Source organism: Campylobacter concisus, from assembly GCF_003048985.1.
Taxonomy (GTDB): domain Bacteria; phylum Campylobacterota; class Campylobacteria; order Campylobacterales; family Campylobacteraceae; genus Campylobacter_A; species Campylobacter_A concisus_AY.
Map to the genome: position 1 here is coordinate 19,846 of NZ_PIRS01000004.1, position 26,891 is coordinate 46,736.

Genomic DNA, 26,891 nt, shown 5'->3' on the forward strand with positions numbered 1-26,891 from the left:
GTTAGCAATATGTAAATGGGTTTTTAGAATTGCTTATTATAACTTCAATTTTTAGATTTTGCAAATATTTTGCTAAAAAATCACTAAAATAACGCTCGCTTTCATAGTGGTTTATGTCGATCAAATTTAGTCCATTTTCCTTTGCATAAAGGGCTTGGTGATACTTTAGATCGCCTGTTAAAAAGGCGTCTGCTTTGACATCTTGCATGAGATCTGCGCCGCTTCCAGTGCAGATACAAATTTTAGAAATTTCATCTTTTGCATAAACTGCTCTTAAATTTTCTAGCCCAAGTTTTTCTTTTACAAATTTACAAAGCTCGCTAAATTTCATCTTCACATCAGAGTAGATCAAAAAGTCCTCTTTGCTTGAAATTTCAAGCCCCAAAACCTGCGTCGCAAATTTTTCATTTAAAAATGCAAGATCGGCATTTGTGTGAAGCGAGATGAGCGAGATATTTTTTATCATCATCTCTCTTATAAGCGAGCTTGGATAGAGGCTGTAGTCCAGGCTTTTTAGACCCTTAAAAATGAGCGGATGGTGGGTGATGATGAGCGAGTTTGGCAAGACATTTTGCAAAAGCTCGCTATCTAGATCAAGGCTTAGATAAATTCGCTCAAATTCGCTATCAAATGAGCCAACTTGCAGGCCACTATTATCCCAAGACTCTTGGCTCGCAAATGGGCAAATTTCATCTAAGATTTTATAAATTTCAGCTATTTTCATCAAATTTTACTTTTGCTCTAAGCTCTCTTTATATGTTAGCGCGCACTCTTTTGCAAGCTCGCGAATTTTTAAGATATAGTCTTGTCTTTGTGTAACGCTGATCGCTCCGCGCGCGTCAAGCACGTTAAATGTATGAGCTGCAAGCATGCAGTAGTCGTAGGCTGGCAGTGAAATTTTAGCCTCCAAGCAGCGTTTGCACTCGTTAAATGCGTTTTCAAACTGGTTAAAAAGCATATCAACGTTTGCCACTTCAAAGTTATATTTGCTCCACTCATACTCGCCTTGTTTATGCACGTCGGCGTAAGTTACAATGTTGCCATCCCTTTCGTCCCAAACGATGTCGTAGACGCTATTTACATCTTGTAGATACATAGCTAAGCGCTCAAGGCCGTATGTTATTTCGCCAGATATGAGCTCGCATGCGATGCCGCCAACTTGTTGAAAATAGGTAAATTGCGTAACTTCCATGCCATCTAGCCAGACCTCCCAGCCAAGCCCCCAAGCGCCAAGTGTCGGGCTCTCCCAGTTGTCTTCAACAAAGCGGATGTCGTGATTTTTCAAATTTAGACCAAGTCTTTCGAGGCTTTTTAGATAAAGCTCTTGGATATTTTCTGGACTTGGTTTTATGAGCACTTGAAACTGATAGTAGGCACCTAAGCGGTTTGGGTTTTCGCCGTATCTGCCATCAGTCGGACGGCGGCTTGGAGCTACGTATGCGGTCGCCCATGGCTTTGGTCCAAGGCTTCTTAAAAATGTCGCTTGGTGATATGTGCCCGCACCCGCTGGCATGTCGTATGGCTGAAGTATGACACAGCCTTGCTCTTGCCAATAGTTTTGAAGCGTTAGTATTATTTGTGAAAATGTCATTTTTTGCCTTTTATTTTATTGATATATAAATTTTGTCTTAAATTTAGTTTTACAGCTCTTTTGGCTCACTCATAAATTTAGACCATAAAGCTGAAATTTACCCTTACCACCTATCTCATCTTTATTTTCAGCGCGAGTTTTTACTCCGTAAATTTCAAAGCCATCCTCTAAATTTATAGTCTTCATAAACTACTTTTGTCCGTTAAAATTTTCAACCGCTTGGTTCCACATGAGCTTGTATTTTCGCTTTAGAAATTCAACTTCATCTTGTGAAATTTTAAGCTGTTTCGTAAGCGTCTCGACAGTTTTTCTATCCTCGTCATAGAGCTCTTGCATAGAAATGAGCGCCTCTTTTAAAAATTTATTCTCATTTCTTAAGGTTTCAAGCGTCTCATCTTTTGCGTCAAGCACCTTTTCGTGTAAATTTAGTATCGTGCCGATCGTCTTTTCGACAAAGGTAAAACCATCTTGGCTTTGCGGCTGCAAGGATAAATTTTGCGAGACACTAGGCACCACGCTCATCGTTCCCTCGCTCGCTTCTATCAAAATTTCTCCATTTTCCTCTTTGGTCTTCAAAACGCCACGATTTATCATATCCTCGATAACTTCGCGCTCCAAGTGCACAAGTTTGCAAAATTCATCAACTCCAAGATAGGTCTGCACCGCTTCTCCTTTTATAGTATCACTTCAACCTTTGAAGAGTCTTCCTCTAAGGCCTTTATCTTTGCCTCTCTGTCGGCCTTTAGCGCACTTGCTAGCCCCTCATCTTCAAGGGCTAAAATTTGCACCGCAAGATAGGCTGCATTTATTGCGCCAGCCTTGCCGATAGCTAAGGTTGCCACTGGCATACCACTTGGCATTTGCACAGTTGAGTAAAGTGCATCAACGCCGCTTAAAGCCGATCCTGCCATTGGTATGCCGATCACTGGTTTTGTTGTGTTTGCAGCGATCGCTCCAGCTAGGTGAGCTGCCATACCAGCAGCTGCGATGAAGACTTTTGCGCCCTTTTTCTCGGCATTTGCGACGTATTCGCTAGTTCTTTTTGGGCTTCTGTGGGCTGAGCTGATTATCAGTTCATATTTTACGCCAAATTTCTCCAGAGTCTTTGCCGTCTCACTAACGATCTCATAGTCGCTTTTACTTCCCATTATAATAGAAACAAATTTCATATCTTCTCCCTTAAAAAACTAAATTTTGGCAGCTTAACGCCAAGGTTTATCTCATTTTCGTTGCCACTGTGAATTTCGCTCATGGCCTTGCCTTTTTTGGTGATGAGCTGCTTAAATTTGATAAATTTCTTGCCATCTTGCGAATAGACCTTAGAAATTTCATTTTCACTATCATCTATATGCGAGCCAGTTGGCGCCACGATCTCGTAGCTCTTATCTGGGAAAATTTTATATTTACACTTAAAAAACTCACCGTCTTCACTTATAGCATTTACCTGATGAGTACCCTCTTCTAGGCTGCTCGTGTGATTTTGCGTATCGGTTCGCTCATAAGGTCTATGCACCAAGTAGCCGTCCGTAAAGCCGCGATTTTTCAGTGTATTTATCTCATTTTCATAAATTTGCGCGTCAAATTTATCATTTAGCGCGTCATCTATCGCCATTTTATAGGCTCTTGCCGTGCAGGCTGCGTAGTACTCGCTCTTTGTGCGGCCCTCTATCTTAAAGCTATCAATGACACCGCCATCAACGATCTCTTTGATGTGCGAGATGAGGCAAAGATCCTTTGAGTTCATGATGTGAGTGCCGTTTTCGTCCTCTTCTAAGCGAAAAAGCACGCCGCTCTCTTCGTTTTTGGCGTAGAGTTCATACTTAAATCTGCAGTCATTTGCACAGCTACCGCGGTTTGACATACGTCCGCTTTGCACTGAGCTTACTAGGCACCTGCCAGAGTAGGCAAAACACATCGAGCCATGGACGAAAATTTCAATGTCAAGGGTTGGAATTTCCTCTTTTATCTTTATAACATCTTTTAAATTCATCTCGCGTGCCACGACGATGCGTTTTGCGCCCATGTCGTGATAAATTTTAGCGTCCAAAACGTTCATAACGTTTGCCTGAGTCGAGAGGTGTATCTCGATATCTGGAGCGATCTCTTTTGCTAGGCTCATGACGCCTGGAGTTGCGATGATAAAGGCATCTGGCTTCATCGCTGAGATGGTTTGTAGGTGTCTTTTTAGCGGCTCTATCTGAGAGTTGAAAGGAAAGGCATTTATGGTCGCATAAAATTTCTTTCCCTTTTCGTGTGTGTAGTCTATCGCCTCTTTGAATGTTTCAAGGTTAAACTCCCTTGCCGATCTAGTCCTTAGCGAAAAGCTAGCAACCGAGCCATAAACAGCGTCGGCTCCATACTCAAGGGCGATTTTAAGTTTTGTTAAATTTCCAGCTGGAGATAAAAGCTCAGGCCTTTTTAGCACTATTTTTTACCCAGACTTTCTATCAAGGCTTCGATGTCGTCGTTGCTGACAAGGTTTTCAGTCGTTGTATCACCAGCGATATGAACAGCTGAACCGACACGCTTATCGTCATCGATACGACCTTCAAACAATGTATTCATATATTTGCTAAGTGCTCTCATAACGTTGATAACGCGCTCGATCTTTTGTCTGTGAATGTCTTGATACTGCATCATATCCATAGCCATCATGATCTCATCTTGTCCCATTTGTAAATTTCCGATGATATTATCGATCGTGCCAAGAAGTGCGTTATTTTTCTCTAAAGCCTCGCTAAATGCCGCGATATTTGGAAATTTCTCACTTAGCGTTGTAAATAGCTCAACGTTTGAGTTTATCGCCTCTTTTAGGCTATTTGAGTCGCTCTCAGCGTCCATAAAAAAGTTATTTATCGTCTCAAGCTTGTCAAACATCTGAGTAGCTTTCTCTTCGCTATCTCTTGTGACATCGTCAAGCTGATGCACCATTTTATGGTCTTCTGTCGGTGGTGGTGGTGGCCAAACGCCATCTGCGCTCACTCTGTAGTTTTCGCTCTGTTTTGAGCTACTCTCCGACTTTGCTTGTGGCTCATCTGCTTTAGCACTCATTGCCTCTGCAACTTCTGCTACCTCGTCTGTTTCCTCTTTGACGTCCGCGACCTCTTGGCTGGCATCTTTAGTATCACCTAAATCATCCTCTAATCCGCCCGCCATAAGCGCGTCAAGTTCCTCTTGGGTCATAAAAGCTCCTAATAAAATTTGCCTTGATTATATAGGATTTAAATAAAAAGAAAGTTTAAAAAGTATGTGTTTATCTTTAAATTTATCAAATTTTAGGTAGCATTTTTGAAAAATAAACGACTTTAAAAGGCTAAAAATGACCGTCGATCTTCACAACCACACACCTCTTTGCAACCACGCAGTTGGCGAACCGCTAGAATTTGTGAGATGCGCCATAAAAGCTGGCACAAAATACTTTGGCTTTAGCGATCATGCGCCGATGAACTACGATGAAGCTTATAGGATGAAATTTGAGGAGATGCAAAGCTACGAAGACGAAATTTTACGTTTAAGAGATAAATTTAGCGGTGAGATAGAAATTTTACTTGGTTACGAGATGGACTTTTTAGATGGATTTATGGACGAGCGAGTTTTTGCTAGAAAGGTTGATTATCTAATAGGCTCTGTGCATTTTTTTAACGGCTGGGCGTTTGACAACCCTGAATTTATCGGCGGCTACGAGGGCAAAGACTTGGATCAAATTTGGCAGGAGTATTTTGACCACATAGAAAGATCGGCTAGACTTGGTAAATTTGACATCATGGGGCACATAGATCTTTTAAAGCTATTTAAATTTTTACCCAAAAAAGATGTCAGGATCCTAGCCAAAAACGCTATAAAAGCGATAAAGGAGGCAAATTTGGTAGTCGAGATAAACGCAGCTGGCTTTAGAAAGCCTATCGGCGAGCAATATCCAAGTGTAAATTTGCTAGAGCTAATCGCTGAAAATGACATCACCATCACCTTTGGCTCAGACGCTCATGCCAAAGAAGATATCGGTAAAAACGGCGAAATTTGCGAGCAGATAGCTAAAAATTTGGGATATTCAAAGTGTGCGATATTTAAAAACAGAGATAGAGAATTAGTAAAATTTTAGTTTGGGGTCAAATAAAATATAAAAATAATCTTAAATATAAAATTTTGTGATACAATACGAAAATTAAAAACCAGAAGGAGATAAAAAATGGGAAAATTTGTCCAAAACATCGATCATTTTTTTGATTTTTGCAAAGAAAATGAAGTTAAATTTGTAGATTTTAGATTTACCGATCTAAACGGCGCTTGGCACAGCATAAGCTACAACATAAAAGCTGTTACAAAAGAGAATTTCACAAACGGCATCCCAATGGACGCTAGCTCGATGAACGGCTGGCAGCCTATCGACAAGAGCGATATGATAATGAAGCCAGAAGCGACATCTGCGTTTTTGGACCCATTTACCTCTGACATCACAGTCGTTGTTTTTTGCGATATCTATGACATTTACAAAGGTCAAATTTATGAAAAATGCCCTCGCTCGATCGCAAAAAGAGCGATGCAATATGTAAAAGATAGCGGACTTGGCGATGAGGCATATTTTGGCCCTGAGAATGAATTTTTTGTATTTGACAACGTCAAAATCATCGACAGCCCAAACTGCGCGATGTATCAAGTAGATAGCGAAGAAGGCGAGTGGAACGATGCTGCAGACTTCAAAGATAGCTACAACACAGGTCACCGCCCACGCAGAAAAGGCGGCTACTTGATGACCCAGCCAATCGACAGCATGGTCGATCTAAGAGCTGAAATGATGCAGGTTTTAGAGCAAGTTGGCCTTGAAGTATTTTTAGGACACCACGAGGTCGCGCAAGGTCAAGGCGAGATCGGCGTGAAATTTGGCAACCTAGTCGAAGCTGCTGACAACGTTCAAATTTACAAATACGTCGTTCGCATGGTCGCTCACCTAAACGGCAAGACAGTTACATTTATGCCAAAACCGCTTTATGGCGACAACGGCAGCGGCATGCACGTGCATCAATCAGTCTGGAAAGATGGCAAAAATTTATTCTACAAAGAGGGCAACTACGCAAATTTAAGTGACTTTGCAAGGCACTACATCGGCGGCGTTTTAAAACACGCAAGAAGCGTTGCAGCTTTCACAAACCCAAGCACAAACAGCTACAAACGCCTAATCCCAGGCTTTGAAGCGCCATCTATCCTAACCTACTCGAGCCAAAACCGCTCAGCGAGCATCCGCATACCTTACGGAGCTGGCGAGAAGTCAGTTAGAGCTGAGATGAGATTTCCAGATAGCACAGCAAACCCTTATCTAGCCTTCTCAGCGATGCTAATGGCGGGTCTTGATGGCGTTAAAAACAAATACGAGCCAGTTGGTCCGATGGATGAAAATTTATTTAAACTTCACCTCGATGAGATCAGAGAACGCGGCATCGAGCAGCTACCACACACACTTCGTGGCAGCCTTGAAGCGCTTATCCGCGACAACGAATACCTAAAACCGATAATGAGCGATCTTTTCATCGACACTTATCAGCACATGAAATTTGAAACTCAGGTTTGGCCTTACGAAGCACGCCCAACCGCTTATGAGTTTAAAACCTGCTTCTCTTGCTAAAAAGAAGTTTCCAAGCTCATTTTGGGCTTGGAGACTTTTTTAATCAAATTTAAAATATAAAATCCTGCGATTATTAAATTTAGAGCTAAATCCAATAAGCTCTATCGCTTAGAAATTTTTTAACCACAACAGATAAATTTTTTAAAAATATAAAATCTATATAGTTAAATTTTGGGCTAAATTTGGCTTTACGCACAAGAATAAATTTTAAATTTAATAAGCCAAAACTCATGAAAATTTATAAATTTAAAGCTTATACATAAAAATAGTTATAGTAGATAAATTTGAAACTCCAAATTTAACATGGCGTTTAAAATTTGAGCTAAATTTGATTTTGCAAATAAGGGGTAAATTTGCCAGAGTTTTAAATTTATCTGCCTCATTAAAAGTTCAAATTTAAAAAACCCTAGCTCTTTTAAATTTACAACATAAATTTGAGATTTTATTTAGTCAGGATAGCAGCAGATAAATTTATTAAAAGCTAATTTTGACCACTTTTATTTAGAAATTTACAAAAGAGCCAAATTTCTAGCTATTTTGCACTTCAGGCTGTCCAAAAAGCCTATTTGCCTCTTTTATCACGCCCTCTTCTCTTTGCTTTTTAAGCTCCTCTGGGCTTTTGCTCTGACTTAGCGACATCAGCTCTTTTGCAAAGTCATTTTGCGGCTGAGATAGCGCATTTACCCTAGTTTCAGGTACAGCAGGCTCGCTTGCTGGCTCATCTTTTTGCTCATTTTGCTGCCTAGCCTTTATCTTAGCGATCTCCTCGTCAAGGTAGCTATATTTGTCCTGTGGCTCTTGTGGCGGAGTTTGAGGCTCAGGCTTTGTAGTAGGAGCTTGCGTCTTAGCATTTACGATCTTTATTTTTTTACCAAAAATTGTATGTAAAATTTCATGCATTACGCCCCAGCTTTTTTTGAAAAATGCCAGCTCATCGCCAGTTGCATTGACGACTAAGCCAAGCTCATTTTCATTTAAAAAGCTAAAACTTATGTGATTTTTAAAAATTTCTCCAAGCTCAAAGCTTCTATCATAAATTTTTGCCACAAACTGCTCGTATGGCGTCTTTGGCGCCTCTTTTATGGCTAAAATTTGCTCACTCACGCCAGCTTTTGGCTCGATCACAGCCACGCTAGGCTCGCTCTTAGCAAGCTTTATGGCTTCATCGATATCTTGCAGATTTAGCGCCTCTATCATCATAAAAAGCATAAGCATTAGCACAAAGCCATTGTCGCTTGATACGCTTAGCATCGACTTTGCCTGCGCCAAAATCCTAAAAAATCTCTCATAAATAAGAAGCGAAAATTTTGGGTCGTTGTCTAAAAATCTCTGCTTTAAATTTGCCAAAATTTCATCTATGATCATCTCTGGCTCATAGGTCTCAAGCTCAGTTACAAGCACTCTAATGGCGTTTTTATCGGCATTTGCGACGTGTTCGATGATCTGCTCGATCCTACTTGGATCAAGAAGTCCAAGCATCGCTGCCACGCTTGATTTTGTGATATTGCCAGCGCTATAAATGATAGCTTGATCAAGCAGCGTTAGCGTATCTCTTAGCGAGCCGCCACCGCTTCTAGCTAGTATCTCAAGCGCCTCCCTCTCGTAGCTCACGCCCTCTTTGCTAAGGATAAATTCAAGATGTTTTACGATCTCATACCTGCTTATTTGCTTAAATCTAAAATGCTGCGTCCTTGAAAGCACCGTCGTTGGCAGCTTCAGCGGGTCGGTCGTTGCAAGGATAAATTTAACATAGCTTGGCGGCTCTTCAAGCGTTTTAAGAAGGGCATTAAAGGCCTCCTTTGTTAGCATATGCACTTCGTCGATGATGAAAATTTTATATCTAGCAGCGCTTGGAGCGTACTTTGTCTGCTCGATGAGCTCCCTTATATCGTCGATCTTTCTGTGGCTAGCTGCGTCCATCTCGATAATGTCCATGTGGCGCGACTCGTTTGCCATCACGCACTGCGCGCAGACCTCACAAGGCCTAGAAGTTGGCCCTTTCTCGCAGACCAAAGCCTTTGCAAATATCCTAGCACTCGATGTCTTGCCGCTTCCCCTAAGGCCTGAAAACAAATAAGCATGGCTCACTCTGTTTTCGTCAAGTGCGTGGGTTAGACTCTTGCTCACGGCTTCTTGTCCGATGAGCTCGTCAAAATTTTTTGGTCGATATTTTAGGGCTAGTGCTTGCAACTGCTTTCCTTTTTGCAATTTTAATTTGCTGATTTTATAAAAAAAGGCATAAATTTATGGTTATGATAAAGTTAAATTTCGCTAAATTTAAGCCAAACTTTAGCGAGAAGGATAAATTTGCAAGCGTTTATATCTGGATTTTTCACCTCTTTATCGCTCATTTTAGCCATTGGCGCGCAAAACGCATTTGTGCTAAAAGGGCATCAAAAGAGAAAATGTCTTTATCATCTGCCTTATTTGCGCCATTAGCGACGCTGTCTTGATCTTTGCAGGGGTTTTTGGGCTTGGTAGTCTCGTGCAAAACTTCCCCATCATCAAGCAAATCGCCCTTTGTGGTGGCTTTTTATTTTTACTATTTTACGCGTTAAAGAGCTTTCACTCGTGCTTTTTCAAGGATCTTAGCATGGATACCAGCGGCAAAAGTGCCAGATCAAATTTAAAGAAAAATATCCTTTTAACGCTCGCTTTTACATGGCTAAACCCTCACGTCTATCTTGACACGATGATCCTAATAGGCTCGATTTCTACTAAATTTAAAGATGAAAATTTGATATTTGGCGTGGGAGCCTGCCTTGCCTCATTTTGTTTTTTCTTCACACTTGGCTATCTGGCTAGGTTTTTAGCGCCCATTTTTGCAAGGCCCATCTCTTGGAAAATTTTAGAGTTTTTTGTCGGCCTCATCATGCTCGCCCTTGCCTTCATGCTCATTTTTGCTAGCTTCTAGCCTCTTTTTTAGCGCCTCTTTTTTGCGAAGTTCGAGTGCGTAGGCTTCATTTAGCGCGTCTTCGCCATCTAAATTCGCTCCGTCTAAAAATTTGCGGTAGTCTTCAAACTGCCTATTTTTGATCCCCCAAAGCACGCCAAAAAGCAGGGCCGCCCCCATCAAAACCGAGATAAAAACAAGCATTGCAAGAGTCGTTGTATCCACTATTTATCCTTAAATTTTCTAACTATAAAAAGTGAGTTTAGTATGACGCTTAGCGAGCTTACCGACATGAAAAGCGCGGCAAATAGCGGCATGACGTAGCCACACACGGCAAATGGCAGGCTAAGGGCGTTATAAAGCAGGCAAAAGAGTAAATTTTGCTTTATCGTTTTGTAGGTAAATTTTGAAATTTTCACCGCTTTTACAAGGCTTTGCAGGCTATCATCAAGTAGCACCACGTCGCTTTTCTCTAAGCTCACCGCCGCGCCACTTCCCATGCAAATAGCCACGTGAGCAAGGCTAAGCGCAGCTGCATCGTTTATGCCATCTCCCACCATCAGCACCTTTTTGCCCTGCTGCTTAAGACTAGCTATAAATTTAGCCTTTTCATCAGGCAACATCCCTGCTCTAAACTCGCTCACACCAAGCTCATCTGCCACATTTTTTACCACATTTTGCACGTCGCCACTTAGGATACATACCTTCATGCCAGCGCTCTTTAGCTCGTCTATCAAAGCCTTTGCTTCGGGCTTTACGCTATCTTTTAGGTAAAATTTAGCCACCAGCTCGCCCTGCTTGCCCACAAAAAAGCTCACATTTTCTTCGCTCTCATCAAATTTCACCCCATTTTCAGCCAAAAAGCGCCTACTTCCAGCCACAAAACGCTCACCCATAATATCAGCGCTAACTCCCTTTGCCACACTTAAATTTGCATTTTCAAGCTCAATTTTCTTTGCGCCTTTTTGCTTTAAAAACTCAGCCACTGCCACGCTTATTTGGTGGTTTGAGATGAGGCAAAGCGAGTAAATTTTATCTATACTCACGCCCTCTTTTATAAAAAACTCGCCAACTTCAAATTTAGCCTTTGTGAGCGTCCCAGTCTTGTCAAAGACCGCCACGTCGCACTTTGCTAGGCTTTCAAAAAATTTAGCCTCCTTAAAAAGCACCTTGTTTTTAAAAGCAACCCCAAGGGCGCAAACGCTGCTAACTGGCGTGGCAAGGGCTAGCGCGCAAGGACAAGCGATGACGATGACGCTCACAGCTGTCACTACCGCTTCTGAAAAGCTAAATTTAAAGTACCAAAACCAAAATGTAAAAAATGCCAGAGTTAGCACGCTAAGAGAGAATTTCGAGGCGATTTTATTGACTGCTAGCTCGATATTTGGCTTTTTTAGCTCTGCGTTTTGGAGCAAATTTATAAGCTTATTAAGATATGAGTTTTTAAAAATCTGCCTTGCCTCATAGACGATCTGCCCGTTTAAGCAGACAACGCCACTTTTGACCTCGCTGCTAGAGCTTAGCAAAAGTGGCAAGCTTTCGCCTGTTAAGCTTGAGCTATCCACGCTTGCTTCACCGCTAAGCACCACCCCATCAAGCAGCGCTCTCTCGCCTGATCTTAGCACGATCTTTTCGCCTAAATTTACATCCTTTGGCTCTTTTAAAATGTCCTTGCCGTCCTCTAAAACGCACACCTTTGCAAGCAGCATATCACTTAAGAAATTTGAAGTCTCAAGAGCCTTTTTCTTGCCTAAAATTTCTAAAAATTTACCGATAAAAACAAAGGTTATAATCATCGCGACCGAGTCAAAATAGCTCTCGCCGCTTCTTGTAAGCATTGCAAAGATCGAGTAGATGTATGTTACGCTAGCCCCAGTGATAACGAGCAAGTCCATATTTGGCGAGGCATTTTTAATGGCGATCTTTGCCCCCTTAAAAAACTCGCTACCAGTGTAGAAAAGCACAGGCGTTGCCAACACAAACTGCGCGAAGCTTAGCAAATCCTTTACGTCGCTTCTGATACCGCTAAAGTAGCCGCCATACTGCGCGATCGCCAGCCACATGATATTCATCGTGGCAAAGACGCCAACAAGCGCTTTTGCGTAGAAATTTCGCCTTTTTTTGACTAGCTCATCCTCTTTTTGGCTAACCGAATAAACCTTTGGAGTGTAGCCAACGGCGTAAATTTTCTCGATTATCTGCTCCACCAAAAGCTCTTGCTCATCGTAAACGATGACCGCCTTTTGGCTAAGCGAGTTGATATTTACCTCCAAGATGCCAGGCAAGCTAAAAAGTGCCTTTTCAAGCAGCCAGATGCACGCCGAGCAGGTTATGCCGTCGATTAGAAGCGAAATTTTAGAAAACTCGCCCTCTTTTATCACTAGCTCGCTAAAATTTGCCGCTAAATTTTTGACATTTACGCCGCTACTTGCAGGATTTAGCGTATTTTTGCCAAGTCGCTCATAAAACTCGCCAAGGCCACTTTCATTTAAAATTTCATAGACGCCTTTGCAGCCAGCGCAGCAAAACTTAAGCCCGCCTTTAGCCTCTATCATCGCACTTTCATCAAAGCTTTGCTTGCAGTGAGCGCACCTACACTTCACGGGCGCTTCTTTTTAAGCTGGTCTAAATAGCCATATATCGTGATCTTTGAGACGTTTAGCTTGGCTGCCACGACTTCGATAGCGCCCTTTATGTTAAAAATGCCCTTTTCGTTCATAAAGCCCACTAGTTCTAGCTTTTGCTCCTTTTTGAGCTTTTTGCCCTCGTTTTTGGCGATGATCTTGTCAATCAAATTTAAGACGATCTTTGTCACATCGTCGTTTTGCTCGCTCTTTGGCTCATTTTCACTAGTTTTTAAGAAATTCCCAGCCATTTCAAAAAGGCTCTTTGCTACGCTAGCATCGACATTTACGCATATCGCTCCGATGATCTCGCCGTGCTCGTCTCTGATAAATGCAGTTGAAGACTTCACCAGCTTTTCATCCTTGGTAAAAAAGTAGTTCGCCACGTAGTCGTCTTTGAAATTTTTGCTATTTAAGACCTCGCTTACAAGGTGGTCAAAGCTTTGTCCGACCTTTCTGCCAGTGACGTCGCCAGCTACATAGACGACTGAGCGCTGCGGGTGTGAAAGATCGTGCAGCACGACTTCGCAGGCAAATGGCGAGCTTTTTTGGATCAAATTTGCCGTTGGGATAAATGCCTTTAATATAGGGTGCATAAGGCGCCTTTTGTTTTTTTACCGAGTAGTTTATCTAAAATATTTTTAAAATTTAGATAAGTAAAATATAATTTTTTATGAAAATTTATAAAATTTAAGTGAAAATAATAAATTTTTATCTATAATTTTTTAAATTTTTAAGGAGAAAATATGAAAATCTACGAAACAGAAATTTCAAAAAAGAAAAAGGCTCACTACTCTTTAGCAACCGAGCACAACGGCATCCTCTACATCTCAGGACAGCTTAGCATGGATCCAGAGACTAGGCAGATCCCAGATGGGCTAAAGGCGCAAACAAGGCAGGCTTTAAAAAACCTTGATAACGTGCTAAAGCTGGCAAATGCGACGAGAAACGACATCTTAATGTGCCGCATCTATACGCCAGATATCGACTTTTGGGACGAGATAGATGACGAGTATGCGCTATTTTTTGGTGATCACAAGCCAGCTCGCGTCGTTGTGCCGACAAACAAACTTCACTTTGGCTGTCTACTAGAGATCGAAGCCACAGCGATACTCGATAGAAAACTTTAATAAGCTTTAAAGGAGCAAAAATGCCTAAATTTATCTGCTCAAAGTGCGGCAAGAGCGCAGATTTTGAGACGCCTATATTTGCGTGCGAGTGCGGTGGGCTTTATGATCTGGAGTTTAAACCGGCCAAATTTGATCTAAATTTGATCGACGCGCGCGAGTTTAGCCTCTTTAGATACCGTGAGTTTTTCCCTATCAAAAACGAGCTTTGGCGCGACATTAGCCTTGGCGAAGGGCTAACAAAGAGCGTGAAATTTGATGACTCGCTCTATCTTAAAATGGACTATGCGATGCCAACACTTTCGTTTAAAGATAGGGGTGCTGTTATGCTTATTTGGTTTTGCAAAACTCATGACATCAAAAAGATCTTGCAAGATAGCAGCGGAAACGCTGGAAACTCGGTCGCTGCATACGCTGCTAGAGCTGGCATAGAGTGTGAAATTTACGTCCCAAAAGGCACGAGCGAGAAAAAGATAAAGATGCTTGAGTACTACGGCGCAAAGGCGGTTGTCTTTGACGGCACGCGCGACGAGACGGCAGATGCTTGCAGAAAAAGGGCAAAAGATGAGGGCATATTTTACGCAAACCACGTATTTAACCCGCTTTTTTACCAAGGCACTAAAACATATATATATGAAATTTACGAGCAGCTTGGCTTTGTCCCTGAAAATCTCTTTTTGCCAGTTGGCAACGGCACCTTGCTACTTGGCAGCCAGATCGCGCTAAATGAGCTATATGAGGCTGGAGTGATCAAAAAACTACCTAAAATTTTCATCGTTCAAAGTGAAAATTGCGCACCATTTTTAGGGGCAACAAGTGAGCCTGTTAAGATCGAGCCAGAGCCAACTTTGGCTGAGGGCATAGCGATCGCAAAACCTGCTCGCGGCGCTGAGATATTAGCTAGCAGTTACGCAGGAGAGCGCGAAGTGATCACGATAAAAGAAGAGGATATTGAACCTGCTAGAAATTTCCTAGCAAGCCGCGGTTTTTACGTCGAGCACACCACAGCAGCGATCTACGCCGCCTACGCAAGCTACGTAAAACCCAACAAGATAGAGGGCAGAAGCATCATCTCTATGTGCGGTGCTGGACTAAAAAGCGAACACTGATTTAAATTTGCAGGTCATTTTGCCTGCAAATTTGCCTACTTTAGCGACTTTGGTTGTGGCATTTCTTGACAACAAAGTTTTATTTTTATAAAATGCCAAAACTTTCAAAAAACTTTTGAAGCCCAGAATTCTGCAATCTTATCCCCGCATTTAAAGAGGAAAAATGGAAAACAACAACCAAACCGAGCAAAGTGCTGCTCAAAACACAAAAACTACAAAAAAACATCAAGCATCAAGAACTCACGTACCAGTCGACGGACACAAGATCGAAGAGCTAAGAACGCTTAGTTTAGACGAGCTAGTGCAGATCGCAAATGGCGTTGGCGTCGAAAATCCACGCGAATTTCGCAGGCAGGATTTGATATTTGAGATACTAAAAACCCAGACAAAACAAGGCGGCTTTATACTATTTACTGGAATTTTAGAGATCACAAACGAGGGCTACGGCTTTTTAAGGGCTGTTGATGCAAATTTAAGCGACAGCTCAAACGACGCTTATGTTTCAAACTCACAAATACGCAAATTTGCACTTCGTGTGGGCGACATCATCACCGGTCAAGTAAGAGAGCCAAAAGATCAAGAAAAATACTACGCCCTTTTAAAGATCGAAGCGGTAAATTATATGCCTCTAGCAGACGCGAAAGAGAGGCCGCTCTTTGACAACCTAACCCCGCTTTTCCCAACTGAAAAGCTAAATTTAGAGTATGATCCGATGAAGCTAACGGGCCGTGTGCTCGACCTTTTCACGCCTATTGGCAAGGGTCAGCGTGGCCTCATCGTCGCACCTCCAAGAAGTGGTAAAACTGAGCTTATGAAAGAGCTAGCTCACGGCATCGCTAAAAATCACCCAGAAGCGCAGCTAATGGTGCTTTTGGTTGACGAGAGACCAGAAGAGGTTACCGATATGCAACGCTGCGTAAAAGGCGAGGTATTTAGCTCGACATTTGACCTGCCAGCGCTTAACCACGTCCGCGTGGCAGAGCTAGTCATCGAAAAGGCAAAACGTCTAGTTGAGATGGGCAAAGACGTCATCATCTTGCTTGATAGCATAACCCGTCTAGCACGCGCCTACAACACAGTGACCCCGCCAAGCGGCAAGGTGCTAACAGGCGGTGTGGATGCAAACGCACTTCACAAGCCAAAACGCTTCTTTGGCGCAGCTAGAAACATCGAGCACGGCGGCTCACTAACCATCATCGCAACCGCGCTAATCGACACTGGCTCACGTATGGACGAAGTGATATTTGAAGAGTTTAAAGGCACTGGAAACAGCGAGATCGTGCTTGACCGCAACATCTCAGACCGCAGAATTTACCCAGCTATCAACGTGCTAAAATCAGGCACCAGAAAAGAAGAGCTACTTCAAAAGCCTGATGAGCTTCAAAAAATTTGGGCTATTCGCTCTGCGATCGCGACAATGGACGACGTCGAAGCGCTTAAATTCTTATACGCAAAAATGCTAAAAACAAAAGATAACAAAGAGCTTCTCTCTATCCTAAACGAGTAAATTTAACTGAGCTTGAAGCGCTTGCTTTGAGCTCAAAATTAACTTCTAAATCATTTAACAAAAAAATTAACATCTCTCAAAAACATGATAAACTTTCTTACTTAAAATAAAACAAGCATTAACATCTGCTAATATTATTCTAGTTGAGCAAAAATACTTATAAAAGTCTTAATTCTCTAAGAATTGGAAGTAAAATCTATTATCATCATCATATAGATATCTATTGGTTCTTTGCCAGAAGCTATAATATGTTATTGTTCTATCTTCTGAGCATAGAGCCCTTGCTTTAACTTTAGCAATGACATCAGCATATCTTGTTGGTGTAATCTCGTGAAGTTTTCTAGCTGCTTCAACCATATTGTTAAGTATTTTCTTATCAAAATTACCACCACGAGAACCAAAGTTAGTAGCTGAAACTATCCATCTATAAAGCTCTAAAGCAGCTCTTTTAATTAGATAATTCTCTTCTATCTCATTCTTACCATCATATACTGAGTTTGGTGAGTCAGGGAAATCACTAGCTTTCCAACTCGCTACCATATCTAAGAATGATTGGTCACTACCGCAATAACTAGCGTCACCAGGTCTAATTGTATGGTCAGTATAGGTTGGGGCACAACCACTTAGTAGCAAGGTAGCTACCGCTAATGATAAAATAATAGTTTTTTTCATGTTTTTATCCTTTTAAATTTTTTATTTTTTACGATAAGTTTAGCGCAATTTTCTTTGAAAATATAGTATGTATTTCAGCAATGCCTAATATCATGCAATCTCTGTGCCATTAACCTTTGCTCAATAATTAAACTAATTATAACTTTTAATATTTCTTATATTATAAGTTCTATTTTGCAGATTTCCCTTTAGAAATTTTAGACTCTCTAATAGCTCACATATCTATAGCGCTCCTATAAATTGTTAAAGTTATATTACAAGCTACTGGCATTTTGATATATTTTGGCATTTATAAGATACCTACTCAAGCTATTTTTGACCTTAGCTTAAAAACTCTTTATACCTTAACAAATTAAATAGTTGGCATATTATTATTTTTCCATAACAAATATTTATTCTTAAAGACTAAATAAGTAGTATCTATCATTTAAGCTATAAAGTGCAAACCAAAATAATAAAACAACTTGGAAAAACAAAAACGTTAAGGTAATAAATCCATTTAGGGCTATGAAAAACAATACAAAGAATTTAATGCTTAGTTTGGACATTAAAACCAAATTCCTCATCAATATTTAACATTAATCAAAACTAATTATAGATTTATAAAAATAAAAGTAACACAAAAATAAAAGAGACAAATCTCGGTCTTTATATGGGATATACATATAAATTTTAATAATTCGCGAGCTCAAATTTCAAAGCAAATTTGAGCTTTTACTAGAAACTATAAATTTACCAGTTTTTCTAAATTTTCGCTGTCTAAGCGGTAGGTTCTCCACTCAAGAGATTGGTTATTAGCGCCCATGCTTTCATAAAATTTGATGCTTGGCTCATTCCAGTTTAGGCAGCACCACTCAAGCCTTTTTAAATTTTCATCCTTGCAAATTTGAGCTAGAAATTTAAAAAATGCTTTGCCGATGCCTTGATTTCTAAACTCTTTTTTGACGTAAATGTCCTCAAGATAGATCCCGCCAAGCCCTAAAAATGTGGAAAACGTGTAAAAATAGATAGCATATCCTATCGCCCTGCCCTCACTCTCACAGATAAGGGCTTTTGCGTGATTTTTATTAAAGATAGAGTCTGCAAAAATTTCATTTGTAAAAGTGACTTGATCGCTCATCTTTTCATAGCTCGCAAGCTCTCTTACAAGCTCACAGATCACGTCTATATCGCCCTCAGTCGCTTTTCTTATTTGAAATTTCATTAGTTATCACCAAAAAGAGCTTTTAGATCTTTAACCATTTCGCCATTTTCGCCGCTGCTGCTAGTTTTTGAGCCAAGCTCATTTAGCTCGATCTCATAGCCAGTTAGCATGCTTGCAAGGCGGATATTTATGCCATTTTTACCGATTGCCTTGCTTTTTTGCTCGCTCGCAAGTGTCACAATCGCCTTGTTTTCTTCGATCTTTACAGAAGTGATGATCGCAGGTGCCATAGCGCGAGCTACCAAGATCGCTGGCTCGGTGGTGTATTCGATCGCATCGATGCTCTCACCATGAAGCTCTTTGCTTACGGCATTTATCCTAACGCCCTTTGTGCCGACAGTTGCGCCGACTGGATCGATGTTTGGAGTGGTTGAGATGAGTGCTACTTTTGCTCTTTCTCCAGGGATCCTCGCACTTCCTTGGATGATGATGCCGCCATCTTTTATCTCAGGCACCTCTGAAGTTAGCAGTGCTTCAAGAAATTTAGGTGATGTCCTTGAAAGTTCGACCTTTATGCCTAAATTTTTATCTGTAAAAACTTTTCTAATGACAGCTTTTACCACATCGCCTACTTTAAATTTCTCGCCTTTTATGCGGTTTTTACGTGGTAAGATGGCACGAAGCTCGTCTATCTCGATAAATGTGTTTTCGTCGTTATCGACTCTGACAACTGGTCCAAAGACCATGTGACCGCTCATCTCGTTATATTTTTGTAAAATTTTCTCTTCAACTAGGCGCTGGATGTGATACTCAAGCTCCTTGTGAAGCGTTTGAGCTGCGGTTCTGCCAAGGTTATCAAGGCTTAGTTCGTAAGTGAGCTCATCTCCGATCTCTACGCCACTGTCTATCTTTTTAGCCTCTTTTAAGCTTAAAAAGTGTTCATTGTCTTCAGCAAGCCTCTCATCGTCGTTTGCTACAATTGAAATTTTTTGATAAAGTTTTAAGTTTTTATTAGCATCGATGCTCACGTCATACTCATAATTTTCTCCATAAACCCTTTTTGCAGTGTTTATCAAGGCTCTTATGACGCGCTCTTTTACATCTTCTATCTCTAAATTTTTCTCATTTGCAATTGACTCGATGATATCTGAAATTCTTTCCATTTTTTCTCCATTGTGACGATAAATTTCGGGGATTTTTCGTGAAGTTTTGAAATTATACATAAGCCATACTTTTAATAACTTTAAGCTTGTTATTAACTTTTATTTAATCCTTTTTTTATGATGATTTGGGTATATTGACCGATTAAAATTTAAGATTTTGAAAGGATTAAAAATGGAGCTAAAACTTGCAAGAGCCGAATTAGACGCAAAACCAAAAACGATTTCACTAGAAAAGATAGAGGCAGCTGTCGAAAAAGAGGGTCAGAAAATTTTCTATTTTGATAAAGAAAACACGCACAAACAACTAATCGCATTAGTCGAGCATTTTGAAGAAAAAGGGCTAAGCGTTTATCACAGAACCGTAAAATACGGTCTTGATGATAGCGATTATATGTATGAAGTGCATATACTTTAATGAGTAAAAAACTCTTTATCCAAACTCTAGGTTGTGCTATGAATGTTCGTGACAGCGAGCATATCATAGCCGAGCTCTCACAAAAAGAAGACTACTCCTTAACACAAAACATCGAAGAAGCTGATTTAATCCTTATAAATACCTGCTCGGTTCGTGAAAAGCCAGTTCATAAGCTTTTTAGCGAGGTCGGAGCCTTTGAAAAAGCCAAAAAAAGAGGTGCTAAAATAGGCGTTTGTGGCTGCACTGCAAGCCATTTGGGTAGTGAAATTTTTAAGCGCGCACCTTATGTTGATTTTGTCCTTGGCGCAAGAAATGTTAGCAAGATCACAAAGGCTGTAAATACGCCTAAATTTATCTCAACCGACATCAACCACGACGAGAGCGAATATGCATTTGGCGAATTTAGAGGCTCGCCATATAAAAGCCACATCAATATCTCGATCGGCTGCGATAAAAAATGCACCTACTGCATCGTCCCACACACCAGAGGCGATGAAATTTCTATCCCTTCAAGCCTCATCCTAAAAGAGGTAGAAAAGGCGGCAAAAAGTGGCGCAAAAGAGATATTTTTACTAGGGCAAAATGTCAATAACTACGGCAAAAGATTTTCAGGCGTGCAAGAAAATATCGATTTTAGCGACCTTTTAGTAAAGATAAGCGAGATAGAGGGCGTTGAGAGGATAAGATTTACAAGCCCACATCCACTTCACATGGATGATAAATTTCTTGAAATTTTCACTAATAACCCAAAAATTTGCAAATCTATGCATATGCCACTTCAAAGCGGAAACACCAAAGTTTTACGCGAAATGAAGCGCGGATACACAAAAGAGTGGTTTTTAGATCGCGCGCTAAGACTTAGAAAAATGTGCCCAGACGTGAGCATCTCGACTGATATCATCGTCGCATTTCCAGGCGAGAGCGATAGCGAATTTGAAGATACTATGGACGTGCTTGAGCAAGTTAGATTTGAGCAAATTTTTAGTTTTAAGTATTCGCCCCGTCCGCTTACAAAGGCAGCTACTTTTACAAATCAAATAGACGACAAGACCGCCTCAGAAAGGCTAACACGCCTGCAAAATCGCCACAGCGAAATTTTAGACGAGATCGTGGCGGCGCAAAAAGATAAAATTTTTGATGTATATTTTGAAGAGCTAAGGGCAAATGGCGGCGTTGCTGGGCGAAGTTTTAACAACTTTTTAGTTCAAGTTGATGGCAGCGAAGAGCTTCTTGGCACTACGCAAAAAGTAAAGATCACAAATCCAAAACGAATGGTTTTGTATGGCGAGCTGCAAATTTAAAAGCACCCTTGAAAAGCTCGCCTTAAATGTTGGCGTCTTTTTCATCTACATTTTGATGTGGCTCATTTTTCTAACCTGCAAAAAGAGCTACACTCCAAATTTCTTACCACAAAATGGCTGCGTCGTCGTCTTTTGGCACGGCAGGCTTAGCTTTATGAGCTTTGCTTACAGACGCTGGTGGAGCAGTCAAAACAGAAAACAAGGCAAGGTGATAATAAGCGACCACAAAGATGGTGAGCTCATCACCAGAATAATCAAATTTTTTGGCATCGGCACCATTAGAGGCAGCAGCTCAAAAGGCGGTGCAAGGGCGCTCATAGAAGCCCTAAGAGAGATAAAGCAAGGCCACGACGTCATCATCACGCCAGATGGCCCACGCGGACCAAGACACAGCGTGGCAGACGGAGCTGCGGTGATAGCGCAAAAGTCATCTTGCGAAATTTATGCTCTAAATTTCGAAGCAAACTCGTTTTGGGAATTTAAAAGCTGGGACAAGATGATACTTCCAAAGCCATTTTCAACTATAAATTTTAGCCTCTCAGCCCCTTTTAGTGTGGCAAATTTAGAGCAAAAAGAGGCAAAAGAGAAGATACAAAATGAGCTTTGGCAAGCCTCACAAAATGACGGTGGCAAGAGCGTAGAACAAAACAAAGAGGACTTTAGGTCAAATTTAAAAATTTGGTGGAAAAAATATGCGCATAAAAATCCGCAAATAAGCGACGAGATAAGAGAAATTTTGGACGAAATTTATGAAAAATAAATTTTCTATCTTTATAGCCATTTTTATAATAGCTTTCTTTGGGCTATTTTTTTACAGTGACAACTCCTATAAACTCGCTCTTGAAGCGAAATTTTACTACGAGAGTAAAGAGTATGAAAAGGCTCTAAATTTAAGCCAAAAAGCCCTTGACCTTGACGCCTACAACAAGATGGCCGCCACCACGCTAAATCAAAGCAAGGCAGCTATGAAATTTAGCTCATACATAAAAAACGGCAAAGAGTATCTTGATCGCATCAAAAAAATGAGCCAAAACGGCGTCAGTAAGGCTGATAATGAGCGCATCAAAATGATGTGTGATGTGATGATAGAGGATTTTGAAAGCTTAAAAAATTCTGCACTGCTTGATGAGGAGCTAAAAAGCGAAGCTCTGAAGATGAAAGAGGCGTTTGCAAAACTAAAAAACGAGCTGTTTTAAACTTATTTAATACCTTTTTGGCTAACATACCAAAAATAATGCACTAAATTTAGGAGAGTTATGTCTTTTAGCATCAAAAAGCTTTTTTCAAACCTTTTCTTAAGCGCCGTGATCGAGGGCAATGAGTGCGTTTTTTACGGTCAGGTCTTTAGAAATGGCAAGCTTATAAAAACCATAAATGCTAAATTTACAGACATAAGCATCGATAGTGTCGATGAAAAAGTTTTAAAATACATAGAAGAGCAAGAAAAGGCCTATTTTGGCGTCTATGTTTCGCTCTTTTTTAATGACGACTCACAAGGGGCGCTGCCTACTGCTAACTTTGACGAGTATAAAAAATTTAACATCAACACGCAAAATTTAACCAGCCTTGTGATGCAAGATAGCTGGAGCATATATGCAAATTTAAATGCTATAAGAAGATATAAAAACCTCTTTGGGCAAGGTAGTGTCGATCTTATCTACTCACCTATCGCCCTGCTCTTTCACGAGCTTTTAAAGCGTGGAATTTCGCCAAAAACCACGCTATATCTCTACATCCACTCGCACTCTTTTGCGCTTGCGATATTTAAAGATAAGCAGATGAAGCTCTCTACGTTTTTAAATATGAGCGACGCTGAAGAGGGCAACGAAGAGATAGAAAGCCTAAAAGAAGAGGACATAACAGACATTGACAATCTCATCGTCAAAGAAGAAGATGGCGCAACGGCGCTTGATGATTTTAAAAGCTTGGATGATTTTTTAAGCGATGATAAACCAAAAGAATTTGAAGATCTAAACTACGAGCTAAACATGCCAGCTTCGACAAATGTCGAGAAGTCAGTAGCGATCTTTGGGCGCGATATGAAGATGTTTGACTACATCGCAAAAGCTATGAAAGAATTTTATGAAAATCCAATCTATGGCGGCGATTTTATCGAGCAGATCATCGTTTTTGAAAACACAAAAACAAGTGCAACCTTTTTACAATACCTGCAATCAGAGCTATTTGTGGAGACATCAAGCTATCCGATCAACACAAATCACATCATGAATGAGATCATGCAAGAAGAGATAACACTATGAAATTTAGCTTCATCACTCCAGAACCAAGACCACTTCTATCTATCTTTAGTAAGCTCTGGCTAAGCCTAATCGGCTTTGTCTTTGTGGTGCTTTTGGTGGCAAATTTCTTCATCGTTTATAAAAACTACTCAACCAAAAAAAATATAGAATTTCTAGCAAACGAGCAAAAAGAGCTTAGCCAAAAGATAGTCACCACGGATGAAATTTCAGCCAAACTTGCCGTGCAGATAGACTCTGCAAACGACATCTTTACATCAAATTCTATCCTAAAGCAAAGCTTGCACAACCTTTTTGACCTTGTGCCTGATAGCATCACGCTTGAAGAGGTCTTTATGGATAAAAACTCGCTCATCATACGCGGCATAACGCCAACAAAGGATGTCTTTAACCAGCTCTTAGCCTCGCCGCTAAGGTCGATTTTCACCACGTCAAACACTAGCTTTTATCAGAGCAAAAACGGCTGGTACGGCTTTATAAGCACAAATAAGATTGATAATTCTGAGGGATATAATGAGTAAAAAAGATACGAGCTTAGAAAAAATCGACCCAGTAAAGCTTTTACTTTTTATATTTGCTTTTATCATAGTTTGCTTCATTATGATATTTGGCTTTATCGTGCCAAACATAAAAGAATTTAAAAGCCTCTCAAGACAAAACTACTCGCAAACCTCATCATACACGAAGGTAAAAAATGAATTTGAAGCTAAATTTAAAGCACTTGAAGCGACAAGACAAAAAGATGGCGCTATCATCTTGGCTTATGATACAGCTTTTGATAAGGATAAATTTATAAATTTCGCATCGCAATTTTTTAGCGAAGTGAGCCTTAGCAAGATAGAAGAAAGCGAGAATAACGCAACTGAGAAGTTTTTTAGATACCGCCTAAATGTCACTAGCTCGCTTAAAACCCCACAAAAATTTTATGACTTTTTAGACGCACTTAGTAGCTATGATAGCATCATAAAAGCCGAATTTCCTATCGTCATGAAAGGCGAAAACGACAAGATCCACACAACCTTTAACATAAAAGTTTTTGGGTTGAAGTAAGAACTCAAAGTTTACCATCAAGATAGAGTTTAACCAAAAACTCACTATATCTTTTTCTGCCAAGATAGTTTAAATGATGCCCCATATCTGATAACTCATCATCATTAAATTTAAAATTTGTTAGATCAATGACTTTAGCATTTTTAATAGCTGGCATTATCTCACTTATATCATATTTTATGGTAGCGCCATCAAACATAGGCTCTAATATAACAACAACCTTTATGCCACTTTTTACAAGTGGATCGATTACATAATTTTGAAAATATTTTATAGTGTTTTGATTTAACCCCTTTAATTCGATCGTCTTACCATAATTTTCTCTTGGCAGTGCATCTGAAAAAAGAATAATATCTCCATTGCTACACTTTGCAACAATGATTTTTTTATTTTTTGTAGCATTTGAATTTATCTCATTTATATTGATTAAATCACAATCACTATATGCTTTTACATCAAAAGTATTTTTAGCTTCAAAACTACTTGCTTTAGTTTTGTTATCTGGAGTAAATTTCCCATAAAACCCAACTATTCTATTATATATACCTTCAGAATATCTCAAAAATAGATGTGGTCTTGCAAAAAAATCAGGTAGTGTTTTCAGAAAGGTCATTTTATCTGTACCAAAATTTGCAACAAGTTCATCAGTAGTATAAATTTTAAATCCATACTCTGCATAGTTATCAAAAAGAAAACTAACTCTTAGACTAATAACAACCTCTTTTGCACCAACTTTTTTGATAGCATTTGAAATATATGGATAGTCTCTAATGAAATTTCCAGATACACCGAAGTTATAAATACTGATATTATTTTCGCTAAAAACATTTGTTGATATATGATGAAGTGTTCTACTACTTCCAACAAAAACAATATCCTTTTGCTTTTCACTATTTAGTTTAAAGTGCTCCGCTTTTGAAATTTTATTATCAACAAAATTTGTCTTACTTGTGCTATTTCCCGCAAAAACATAAAGCACAACATCAAGCCCAACCATAGCAAAAGCCACTAAAAACAGGCACAGAAATATTTTTTTCTTAAAATCTAAAGTATAAAAATTCACTCGCATTATTAAGCCTAATTGCTAAGATCGATATAAACAAAAAGAAAGATGTTGCAAAAATTTGCCAGATAGTAAATTTAAATTTCTTATCAAATGCTATTTGCATAGAGTTTTTAAAAAGCAAAACAACCAAAAAAGCCAAAACGATAAAAAACATCTCGAGATAATTAACGTCTATTTTAAACTCACCAAAAAACATCCCTCGGATCACTTTCATAGCATCTTCAAAGCTTTTTGCTCTAAAAAATATCCATGTAAAATTTACAAAGTTAAAGGTAATAATCCAAGCAATGATTTTATTTAGTTTAAAATTTAACTTTTGCCAACATCTGTGAATAACAATAGCAAAGCCATGCAAAGCACCCCAAACAACAAATGTCCAAGCAGCTCCATGCCAAAGACCGCCTATCAAAAACACTAAAAACAAATTTATATAGGTACGATATTGACCTTTTCTATTTCCTCCAAGCGGAATATAGATATAGTCTCTTAGAAAACGCGACAATGTAATGTGCCACCTGTGCCAAAAATCCTGAATATTTAAAGCCTTATACGGGGAGTTAAAATTTATAGGAAGTCTTATATTAAAAAGCAATGCAAGACCTATCGCCATATCACAATAACCACTAAAATCAAAATAAAGCTGAAAAGTATACGAAAGCGATGTCGTCCACGCTTGTAAGAAAGTCAAATTTCTCTCCACATCAAATCCAGCATTTGCAAAGATTGAAAAAGTATCGGCAACCACACTCTTCTTAAATAGTCCTATACTAAAAACAAAAAGTCCAAGAGCTATAAATTTATAGTTTTTTATAAGATTAAATTTATTTGCAAACTGTGGCATCATCTCTTTGTGATGCACTATCGGACCAGCAATAAGCTGTGGGAAAAATGTTATAAAAAGGCAGTAGTTTAAAAAGCTATTCTCTTTTGTTTGTTTATTGTAGCTATCGACTAGATATGCTATTTGCTGAAATGTGACAAAACTAAGCGCAAGCGGCAAAGCGATATGAAGTAGACCCAAATTTGTATTTGCTATAGCGTTTAAATTTGAAATTAAAAAATCAGCATATTTAAAATATCCAAGTAAAGTGAGGTTGCAAACTATACCAAAAATTAAAATAGCTTTACTTTGATGTTTTGCAAGAAATTTTGAAATAAGGAAGTTAAAAACAATACTTCCCAACAAAATCGGCAGATAATAAATACTCCAATAAGCATAAAAAAATAAACTAGCACTCACCAAAAAAGCTTTTGCAAGAGTGCTTAGTCTCTTTTTGTTCAGAAAAAAATATACAAAAAATACAAGCGGTAAAAAAACAAATATAAAGGCATACGAGTTAAAAAGCAAAATTAT

The 26,891-nt window shown here is 39.6% G+C and carries 28 protein-coding genes; 13 read left to right on the top strand and 15 right to left on the bottom strand.

Annotated elements, in window-relative coordinates; genetic code table 11:
* Position 1 precedes the first annotated feature (1 nt).
* From CVS91_RS03690 to CVS91_RS03720, 6 genes are all read right to left on the bottom strand, one after another.
* A complete protein-coding gene (locus tag CVS91_RS03690) occupies positions 2 to 724 on the bottom strand; it encodes a Nif3-like dinuclear metal center hexameric protein (RefSeq protein WP_107830395.1) in 723 nt (240 codons plus the stop codon).
* 6 nt (positions 725 to 730) lie between these two features.
* Entirely contained in the window at positions 731 to 1,591 is an 861-nt protein-coding gene (glyQ, locus tag CVS91_RS03695) for a glycine--tRNA ligase subunit alpha (protein WP_107830397.1), read from the bottom strand.
* Positions 1,592 to 1,780: 189 nt separating this feature from the next.
* Positions 1,781 to 2,254 carry a DUF3972 domain-containing protein gene (locus tag CVS91_RS03705; RefSeq protein WP_103567334.1) on the bottom strand — a complete coding sequence of 158 codons (474 nt, stop codon included), beginning with the start codon at positions 2,252 to 2,254 and terminating at the stop codon, positions 1,781 to 1,783.
* An 11-nt stretch (positions 2,255 to 2,265) separates the two neighbouring features.
* Complete coding sequence (gene purE / locus CVS91_RS03710; protein ID WP_021088047.1) at positions 2,266 to 2,760, bottom strand: 5-(carboxyamino)imidazole ribonucleotide mutase; 495 nt, start codon at positions 2,758 to 2,760, stop codon at positions 2,266 to 2,268.
* Positions 2,757 to 4,016 (bottom strand): peptidase U32 family protein, encoded by a 1,260-nt coding sequence (locus CVS91_RS03715; RefSeq protein WP_107830399.1) that lies wholly within the window; start codon positions 4,014 to 4,016, stop codon positions 2,757 to 2,759. Before CVS91_RS03715 ends, purE begins: the two co-directional genes overlap by 4 nt.
* Positions 4,016 to 4,774: a chemotaxis protein gene (locus CVS91_RS03720; RefSeq protein ID WP_103597162.1), complete on the bottom strand. Its 759-nt coding sequence runs from the start codon at positions 4,772 to 4,774 to the stop codon at positions 4,016 to 4,018. The genes CVS91_RS03715 and CVS91_RS03720 overlap by 1 nt, the downstream gene beginning before the upstream one ends.
* A 136-nt stretch (positions 4,775 to 4,910) precedes the next feature.
* Here CVS91_RS03720 and CVS91_RS03725 point away from each other — a divergent pair, with 136 nt between their 5' ends.
* Positions 4,911 to 5,690: a histidinol-phosphatase gene (locus CVS91_RS03725; RefSeq protein ID WP_107830401.1), complete on the top strand. Its 780-nt coding sequence runs from the start codon at positions 4,911 to 4,913 to the stop codon at positions 5,688 to 5,690.
* Between the two features lie 87 nt (positions 5,691 to 5,777).
* On the top strand, positions 5,778 to 7,208 hold the full coding sequence (gene glnA / locus CVS91_RS03730) for a type I glutamate--ammonia ligase (RefSeq protein WP_009294014.1): 1,431 nt from the start codon (positions 5,778 to 5,780) through the stop codon (positions 7,206 to 7,208).
* A gap of 528 nt (positions 7,209 to 7,736) precedes the next feature.
* On the opposite strand, the gene CVS91_RS03735 is transcribed toward glnA, so the two are convergent.
* The gene (locus CVS91_RS03735) at positions 7,737 to 9,398 is read right to left on the bottom strand and encodes a DNA polymerase III subunit gamma/tau (protein ID WP_107830403.1); all 1,662 of its coding nucleotides are present in this window, start codon (positions 9,396 to 9,398) and stop codon (positions 7,737 to 7,739) included.
* Between the two features lie 244 nt (positions 9,399 to 9,642).
* Between CVS91_RS03735 and CVS91_RS03740 the strand changes: the two genes are divergently transcribed.
* Complete coding sequence (locus CVS91_RS03740) at positions 9,643 to 10,122, top strand: LysE/ArgO family amino acid transporter (RefSeq protein WP_320205056.1); 480 nt, start codon at positions 9,643 to 9,645, stop codon at positions 10,120 to 10,122.
* On the opposite strand, the gene ccoS is transcribed toward CVS91_RS03740, so the two are convergent.
* Genes ccoS through CVS91_RS03755 form a run of 3 tightly spaced genes read right to left on the bottom strand, consistent with a single transcriptional unit; the run spans position 10,057 to position 13,321 of the window.
* Positions 10,057 to 10,326, bottom strand: coding sequence for a cbb3-type cytochrome oxidase assembly protein CcoS (ccoS, locus tag CVS91_RS03745; RefSeq protein WP_103576002.1), 270 nt, complete (start codon positions 10,324 to 10,326; stop codon positions 10,057 to 10,059). The two genes, CVS91_RS03740 and ccoS, sit on opposite strands and share 66 nt — an antisense overlap.
* Positions 10,326 to 12,704 carry a heavy metal translocating P-type ATPase gene (locus tag CVS91_RS03750; RefSeq protein ID WP_107830405.1) on the bottom strand — a complete coding sequence of 793 codons (2,379 nt, stop codon included), beginning with the start codon at positions 12,702 to 12,704 and terminating at the stop codon, positions 10,326 to 10,328. The genes ccoS and CVS91_RS03750 overlap by 1 nt, the downstream gene beginning before the upstream one ends.
* Entirely contained in the window at positions 12,701 to 13,321 is a 621-nt protein-coding gene (locus CVS91_RS03755; protein WP_107830407.1) for a transcriptional regulator, read from the bottom strand. Before CVS91_RS03755 ends, CVS91_RS03750 begins: the two co-directional genes overlap by 4 nt.
* Before the next feature lie 150 nt (positions 13,322 to 13,471).
* Between CVS91_RS03755 and CVS91_RS03760 the strand changes: the two genes are divergently transcribed.
* The 3 genes from CVS91_RS03760 to rho all read left to right on the top strand — a co-directional run bounded on the left by CVS91_RS03760 (position 13,472) and on the right by rho (position 16,468).
* Positions 13,472 to 13,855, top strand: coding sequence for a RidA family protein (locus CVS91_RS03760; protein WP_107830409.1), 384 nt, complete (start codon positions 13,472 to 13,474; stop codon positions 13,853 to 13,855).
* Between the two features lie 20 nt (positions 13,856 to 13,875).
* Positions 13,876 to 14,961 (top strand): pyridoxal-phosphate dependent enzyme, encoded by a 1,086-nt coding sequence (locus CVS91_RS03765; protein ID WP_107830411.1) that lies wholly within the window; start codon positions 13,876 to 13,878, stop codon positions 14,959 to 14,961.
* Between the two features lie 163 nt (positions 14,962 to 15,124).
* Complete coding sequence (gene rho / locus CVS91_RS03770) at positions 15,125 to 16,468, top strand: transcription termination factor Rho (RefSeq protein ID WP_002941811.1); 1,344 nt, start codon at positions 15,125 to 15,127, stop codon at positions 16,466 to 16,468.
* A 168-nt stretch (positions 16,469 to 16,636) separates the two neighbouring features.
* Here rho and CVS91_RS03775 read toward each other — a convergent pair whose 3' ends face one another.
* The 3 genes from CVS91_RS03775 to nusA all read right to left on the bottom strand — a co-directional run bounded on the left by CVS91_RS03775 (position 16,637) and on the right by nusA (position 19,447).
* Complete coding sequence (locus CVS91_RS03775; RefSeq protein ID WP_107830413.1) at positions 16,637 to 17,140, bottom strand: membrane lipoprotein lipid attachment site-containing protein; 504 nt, start codon at positions 17,138 to 17,140, stop codon at positions 16,637 to 16,639.
* Positions 17,141 to 17,864: 724 nt separating this feature from the next.
* On the bottom strand, positions 17,865 to 18,344 hold the full coding sequence (locus CVS91_RS03780) for a GNAT family N-acetyltransferase (protein ID WP_107830415.1): 480 nt from the start codon (positions 18,342 to 18,344) through the stop codon (positions 17,865 to 17,867).
* The gene (gene nusA / locus CVS91_RS03785; protein ID WP_012139939.1) at positions 18,344 to 19,447 is read right to left on the bottom strand and encodes a transcription termination factor NusA; all 1,104 of its coding nucleotides are present in this window, start codon (positions 19,445 to 19,447) and stop codon (positions 18,344 to 18,346) included. Before nusA ends, CVS91_RS03780 begins: the two co-directional genes overlap by 1 nt.
* A 172-nt stretch (positions 19,448 to 19,619) precedes the next feature.
* Here nusA and CVS91_RS03790 point away from each other — a divergent pair, with 172 nt between their 5' ends.
* From CVS91_RS03790 to CVS91_RS03820, 7 genes are read left to right on the top strand one after another with little or no spacing between them, the layout of a single operon-like run.
* On the top strand, positions 19,620 to 19,862 hold the full coding sequence (locus tag CVS91_RS03790; RefSeq protein WP_002941786.1) for an HP0268 family nuclease: 243 nt from the start codon (positions 19,620 to 19,622) through the stop codon (positions 19,860 to 19,862).
* Entirely contained in the window at positions 19,862 to 21,163 is a 1,302-nt protein-coding gene (gene miaB, locus CVS91_RS03795) for a tRNA (N6-isopentenyl adenosine(37)-C2)-methylthiotransferase MiaB (RefSeq protein WP_103606499.1), read from the top strand. The genes CVS91_RS03790 and miaB overlap by 1 nt, the downstream gene beginning before the upstream one ends.
* Positions 21,144 to 21,923, top strand: a complete 780-nt coding sequence (locus CVS91_RS03800; protein ID WP_107830416.1) for a lysophospholipid acyltransferase family protein — start codon at positions 21,144 to 21,146, stop codon at positions 21,921 to 21,923. Before miaB ends, CVS91_RS03800 begins: the two co-directional genes overlap by 20 nt.
* Positions 21,913 to 22,359: a hypothetical protein gene (locus tag CVS91_RS03805; RefSeq protein WP_107830418.1), complete on the top strand. Its 447-nt coding sequence runs from the start codon at positions 21,913 to 21,915 to the stop codon at positions 22,357 to 22,359. The genes CVS91_RS03800 and CVS91_RS03805 overlap by 11 nt, the downstream gene beginning before the upstream one ends.
* A gap of 60 nt (positions 22,360 to 22,419) precedes the next feature.
* A complete protein-coding gene (locus CVS91_RS03810; RefSeq protein ID WP_021092206.1) occupies positions 22,420 to 23,424 on the top strand; it encodes a hypothetical protein in 1,005 nt (334 codons plus the stop codon).
* The gene (locus CVS91_RS03815) at positions 23,421 to 23,942 is read left to right on the top strand and encodes a membrane protein (protein ID WP_002941847.1); all 522 of its coding nucleotides are present in this window, start codon (positions 23,421 to 23,423) and stop codon (positions 23,940 to 23,942) included. The genes CVS91_RS03810 and CVS91_RS03815 overlap by 4 nt, the downstream gene beginning before the upstream one ends.
* Positions 23,935 to 24,471: a hypothetical protein gene (locus CVS91_RS03820; RefSeq protein WP_103620650.1), complete on the top strand. Its 537-nt coding sequence runs from the start codon at positions 23,935 to 23,937 to the stop codon at positions 24,469 to 24,471. The genes CVS91_RS03815 and CVS91_RS03820 overlap by 8 nt, the downstream gene beginning before the upstream one ends.
* Before the next feature lie 4 nt (positions 24,472 to 24,475).
* Here CVS91_RS03820 and CVS91_RS03825 read toward each other — a convergent pair whose 3' ends face one another.
* Positions 24,476 to 25,540: a hypothetical protein gene (locus CVS91_RS03825; RefSeq protein ID WP_107830420.1), complete on the bottom strand. Its 1,065-nt coding sequence runs from the start codon at positions 25,538 to 25,540 to the stop codon at positions 24,476 to 24,478.
* Complete coding sequence (locus tag CVS91_RS03830) at positions 25,509 to 26,885, bottom strand: MBOAT family O-acyltransferase (protein ID WP_107830422.1); 1,377 nt, start codon at positions 26,883 to 26,885, stop codon at positions 25,509 to 25,511. Before CVS91_RS03830 ends, CVS91_RS03825 begins: the two co-directional genes overlap by 32 nt.
* Positions 26,886 to 26,891 lie beyond the last annotated feature (6 nt).

Bases quoted from the DNA above. Each gene is read 5' to 3' on its own strand.
- CVS91_RS03690 (WP_107830395.1), bottom strand. From the start codon at position 724: ATGAAAATAGCTGAAATTTATAAAATCTTAGATGAAATTTGCCCATTT.
- glyQ (WP_107830397.1), bottom strand. From the start codon at position 1,591: ATGACATTTTCACAAATAATACTAACGCTTCAAAACTATTGGCAAGAG.
- purE (WP_021088047.1), bottom strand. From the start codon at position 2,760: ATGAAATTTGTTTCTATTATAATGGGAAGTAAAAGCGACTATGAGATC.
- CVS91_RS03720 (WP_103597162.1), bottom strand. From the start codon at position 4,774: ATGACCCAAGAGGAACTTGACGCGCTTATGGCGGGCGGATTAGAGGAT.
- CVS91_RS03725 (WP_107830401.1), top strand. From the start codon at position 4,911: ATGACCGTCGATCTTCACAACCACACACCTCTTTGCAACCACGCAGTT.
- glnA (WP_009294014.1), top strand. From the start codon at position 5,778: ATGGGAAAATTTGTCCAAAACATCGATCATTTTTTTGATTTTTGCAAA.
- CVS91_RS03755 (WP_107830407.1), bottom strand. From the start codon at position 13,321: ATGCACCCTATATTAAAGGCATTTATCCCAACGGCAAATTTGATCCAA.
- CVS91_RS03760 (WP_107830409.1), top strand. From the start codon at position 13,472: ATGAAAATCTACGAAACAGAAATTTCAAAAAAGAAAAAGGCTCACTAC.
- CVS91_RS03765 (WP_107830411.1), top strand. From the start codon at position 13,876: ATGCCTAAATTTATCTGCTCAAAGTGCGGCAAGAGCGCAGATTTTGAG.
- rho (WP_002941811.1), top strand. From the start codon at position 15,125: ATGGAAAACAACAACCAAACCGAGCAAAGTGCTGCTCAAAACACAAAA.
- CVS91_RS03775 (WP_107830413.1), bottom strand. From the start codon at position 17,140: ATGAAAAAAACTATTATTTTATCATTAGCGGTAGCTACCTTGCTACTA.
- CVS91_RS03780 (WP_107830415.1), bottom strand. From the start codon at position 18,344: ATGAAATTTCAAATAAGAAAAGCGACTGAGGGCGATATAGACGTGATC.
- nusA (WP_012139939.1), bottom strand. From the start codon at position 19,447: ATGGAAAGAATTTCAGATATCATCGAGTCAATTGCAAATGAGAAAAAT.
- CVS91_RS03790 (WP_002941786.1), top strand. From the start codon at position 19,620: ATGGAGCTAAAACTTGCAAGAGCCGAATTAGACGCAAAACCAAAAACG.
- miaB (WP_103606499.1), top strand. From the start codon at position 19,862: ATGAGTAAAAAACTCTTTATCCAAACTCTAGGTTGTGCTATGAATGTT.
- CVS91_RS03800 (WP_107830416.1), top strand. From the start codon at position 21,144: ATGGCGAGCTGCAAATTTAAAAGCACCCTTGAAAAGCTCGCCTTAAAT.
- CVS91_RS03805 (WP_107830418.1), top strand. From the start codon at position 21,913: ATGAAAAATAAATTTTCTATCTTTATAGCCATTTTTATAATAGCTTTC.
- CVS91_RS03810 (WP_021092206.1), top strand. From the start codon at position 22,420: ATGTCTTTTAGCATCAAAAAGCTTTTTTCAAACCTTTTCTTAAGCGCC.
- CVS91_RS03815 (WP_002941847.1), top strand. From the start codon at position 23,421: ATGAAATTTAGCTTCATCACTCCAGAACCAAGACCACTTCTATCTATC.
- CVS91_RS03820 (WP_103620650.1), top strand. From the start codon at position 23,935: ATGAGTAAAAAAGATACGAGCTTAGAAAAAATCGACCCAGTAAAGCTT.
- CVS91_RS03825 (WP_107830420.1), bottom strand. From the start codon at position 25,540: ATGCGAGTGAATTTTTATACTTTAGATTTTAAGAAAAAAATATTTCTG.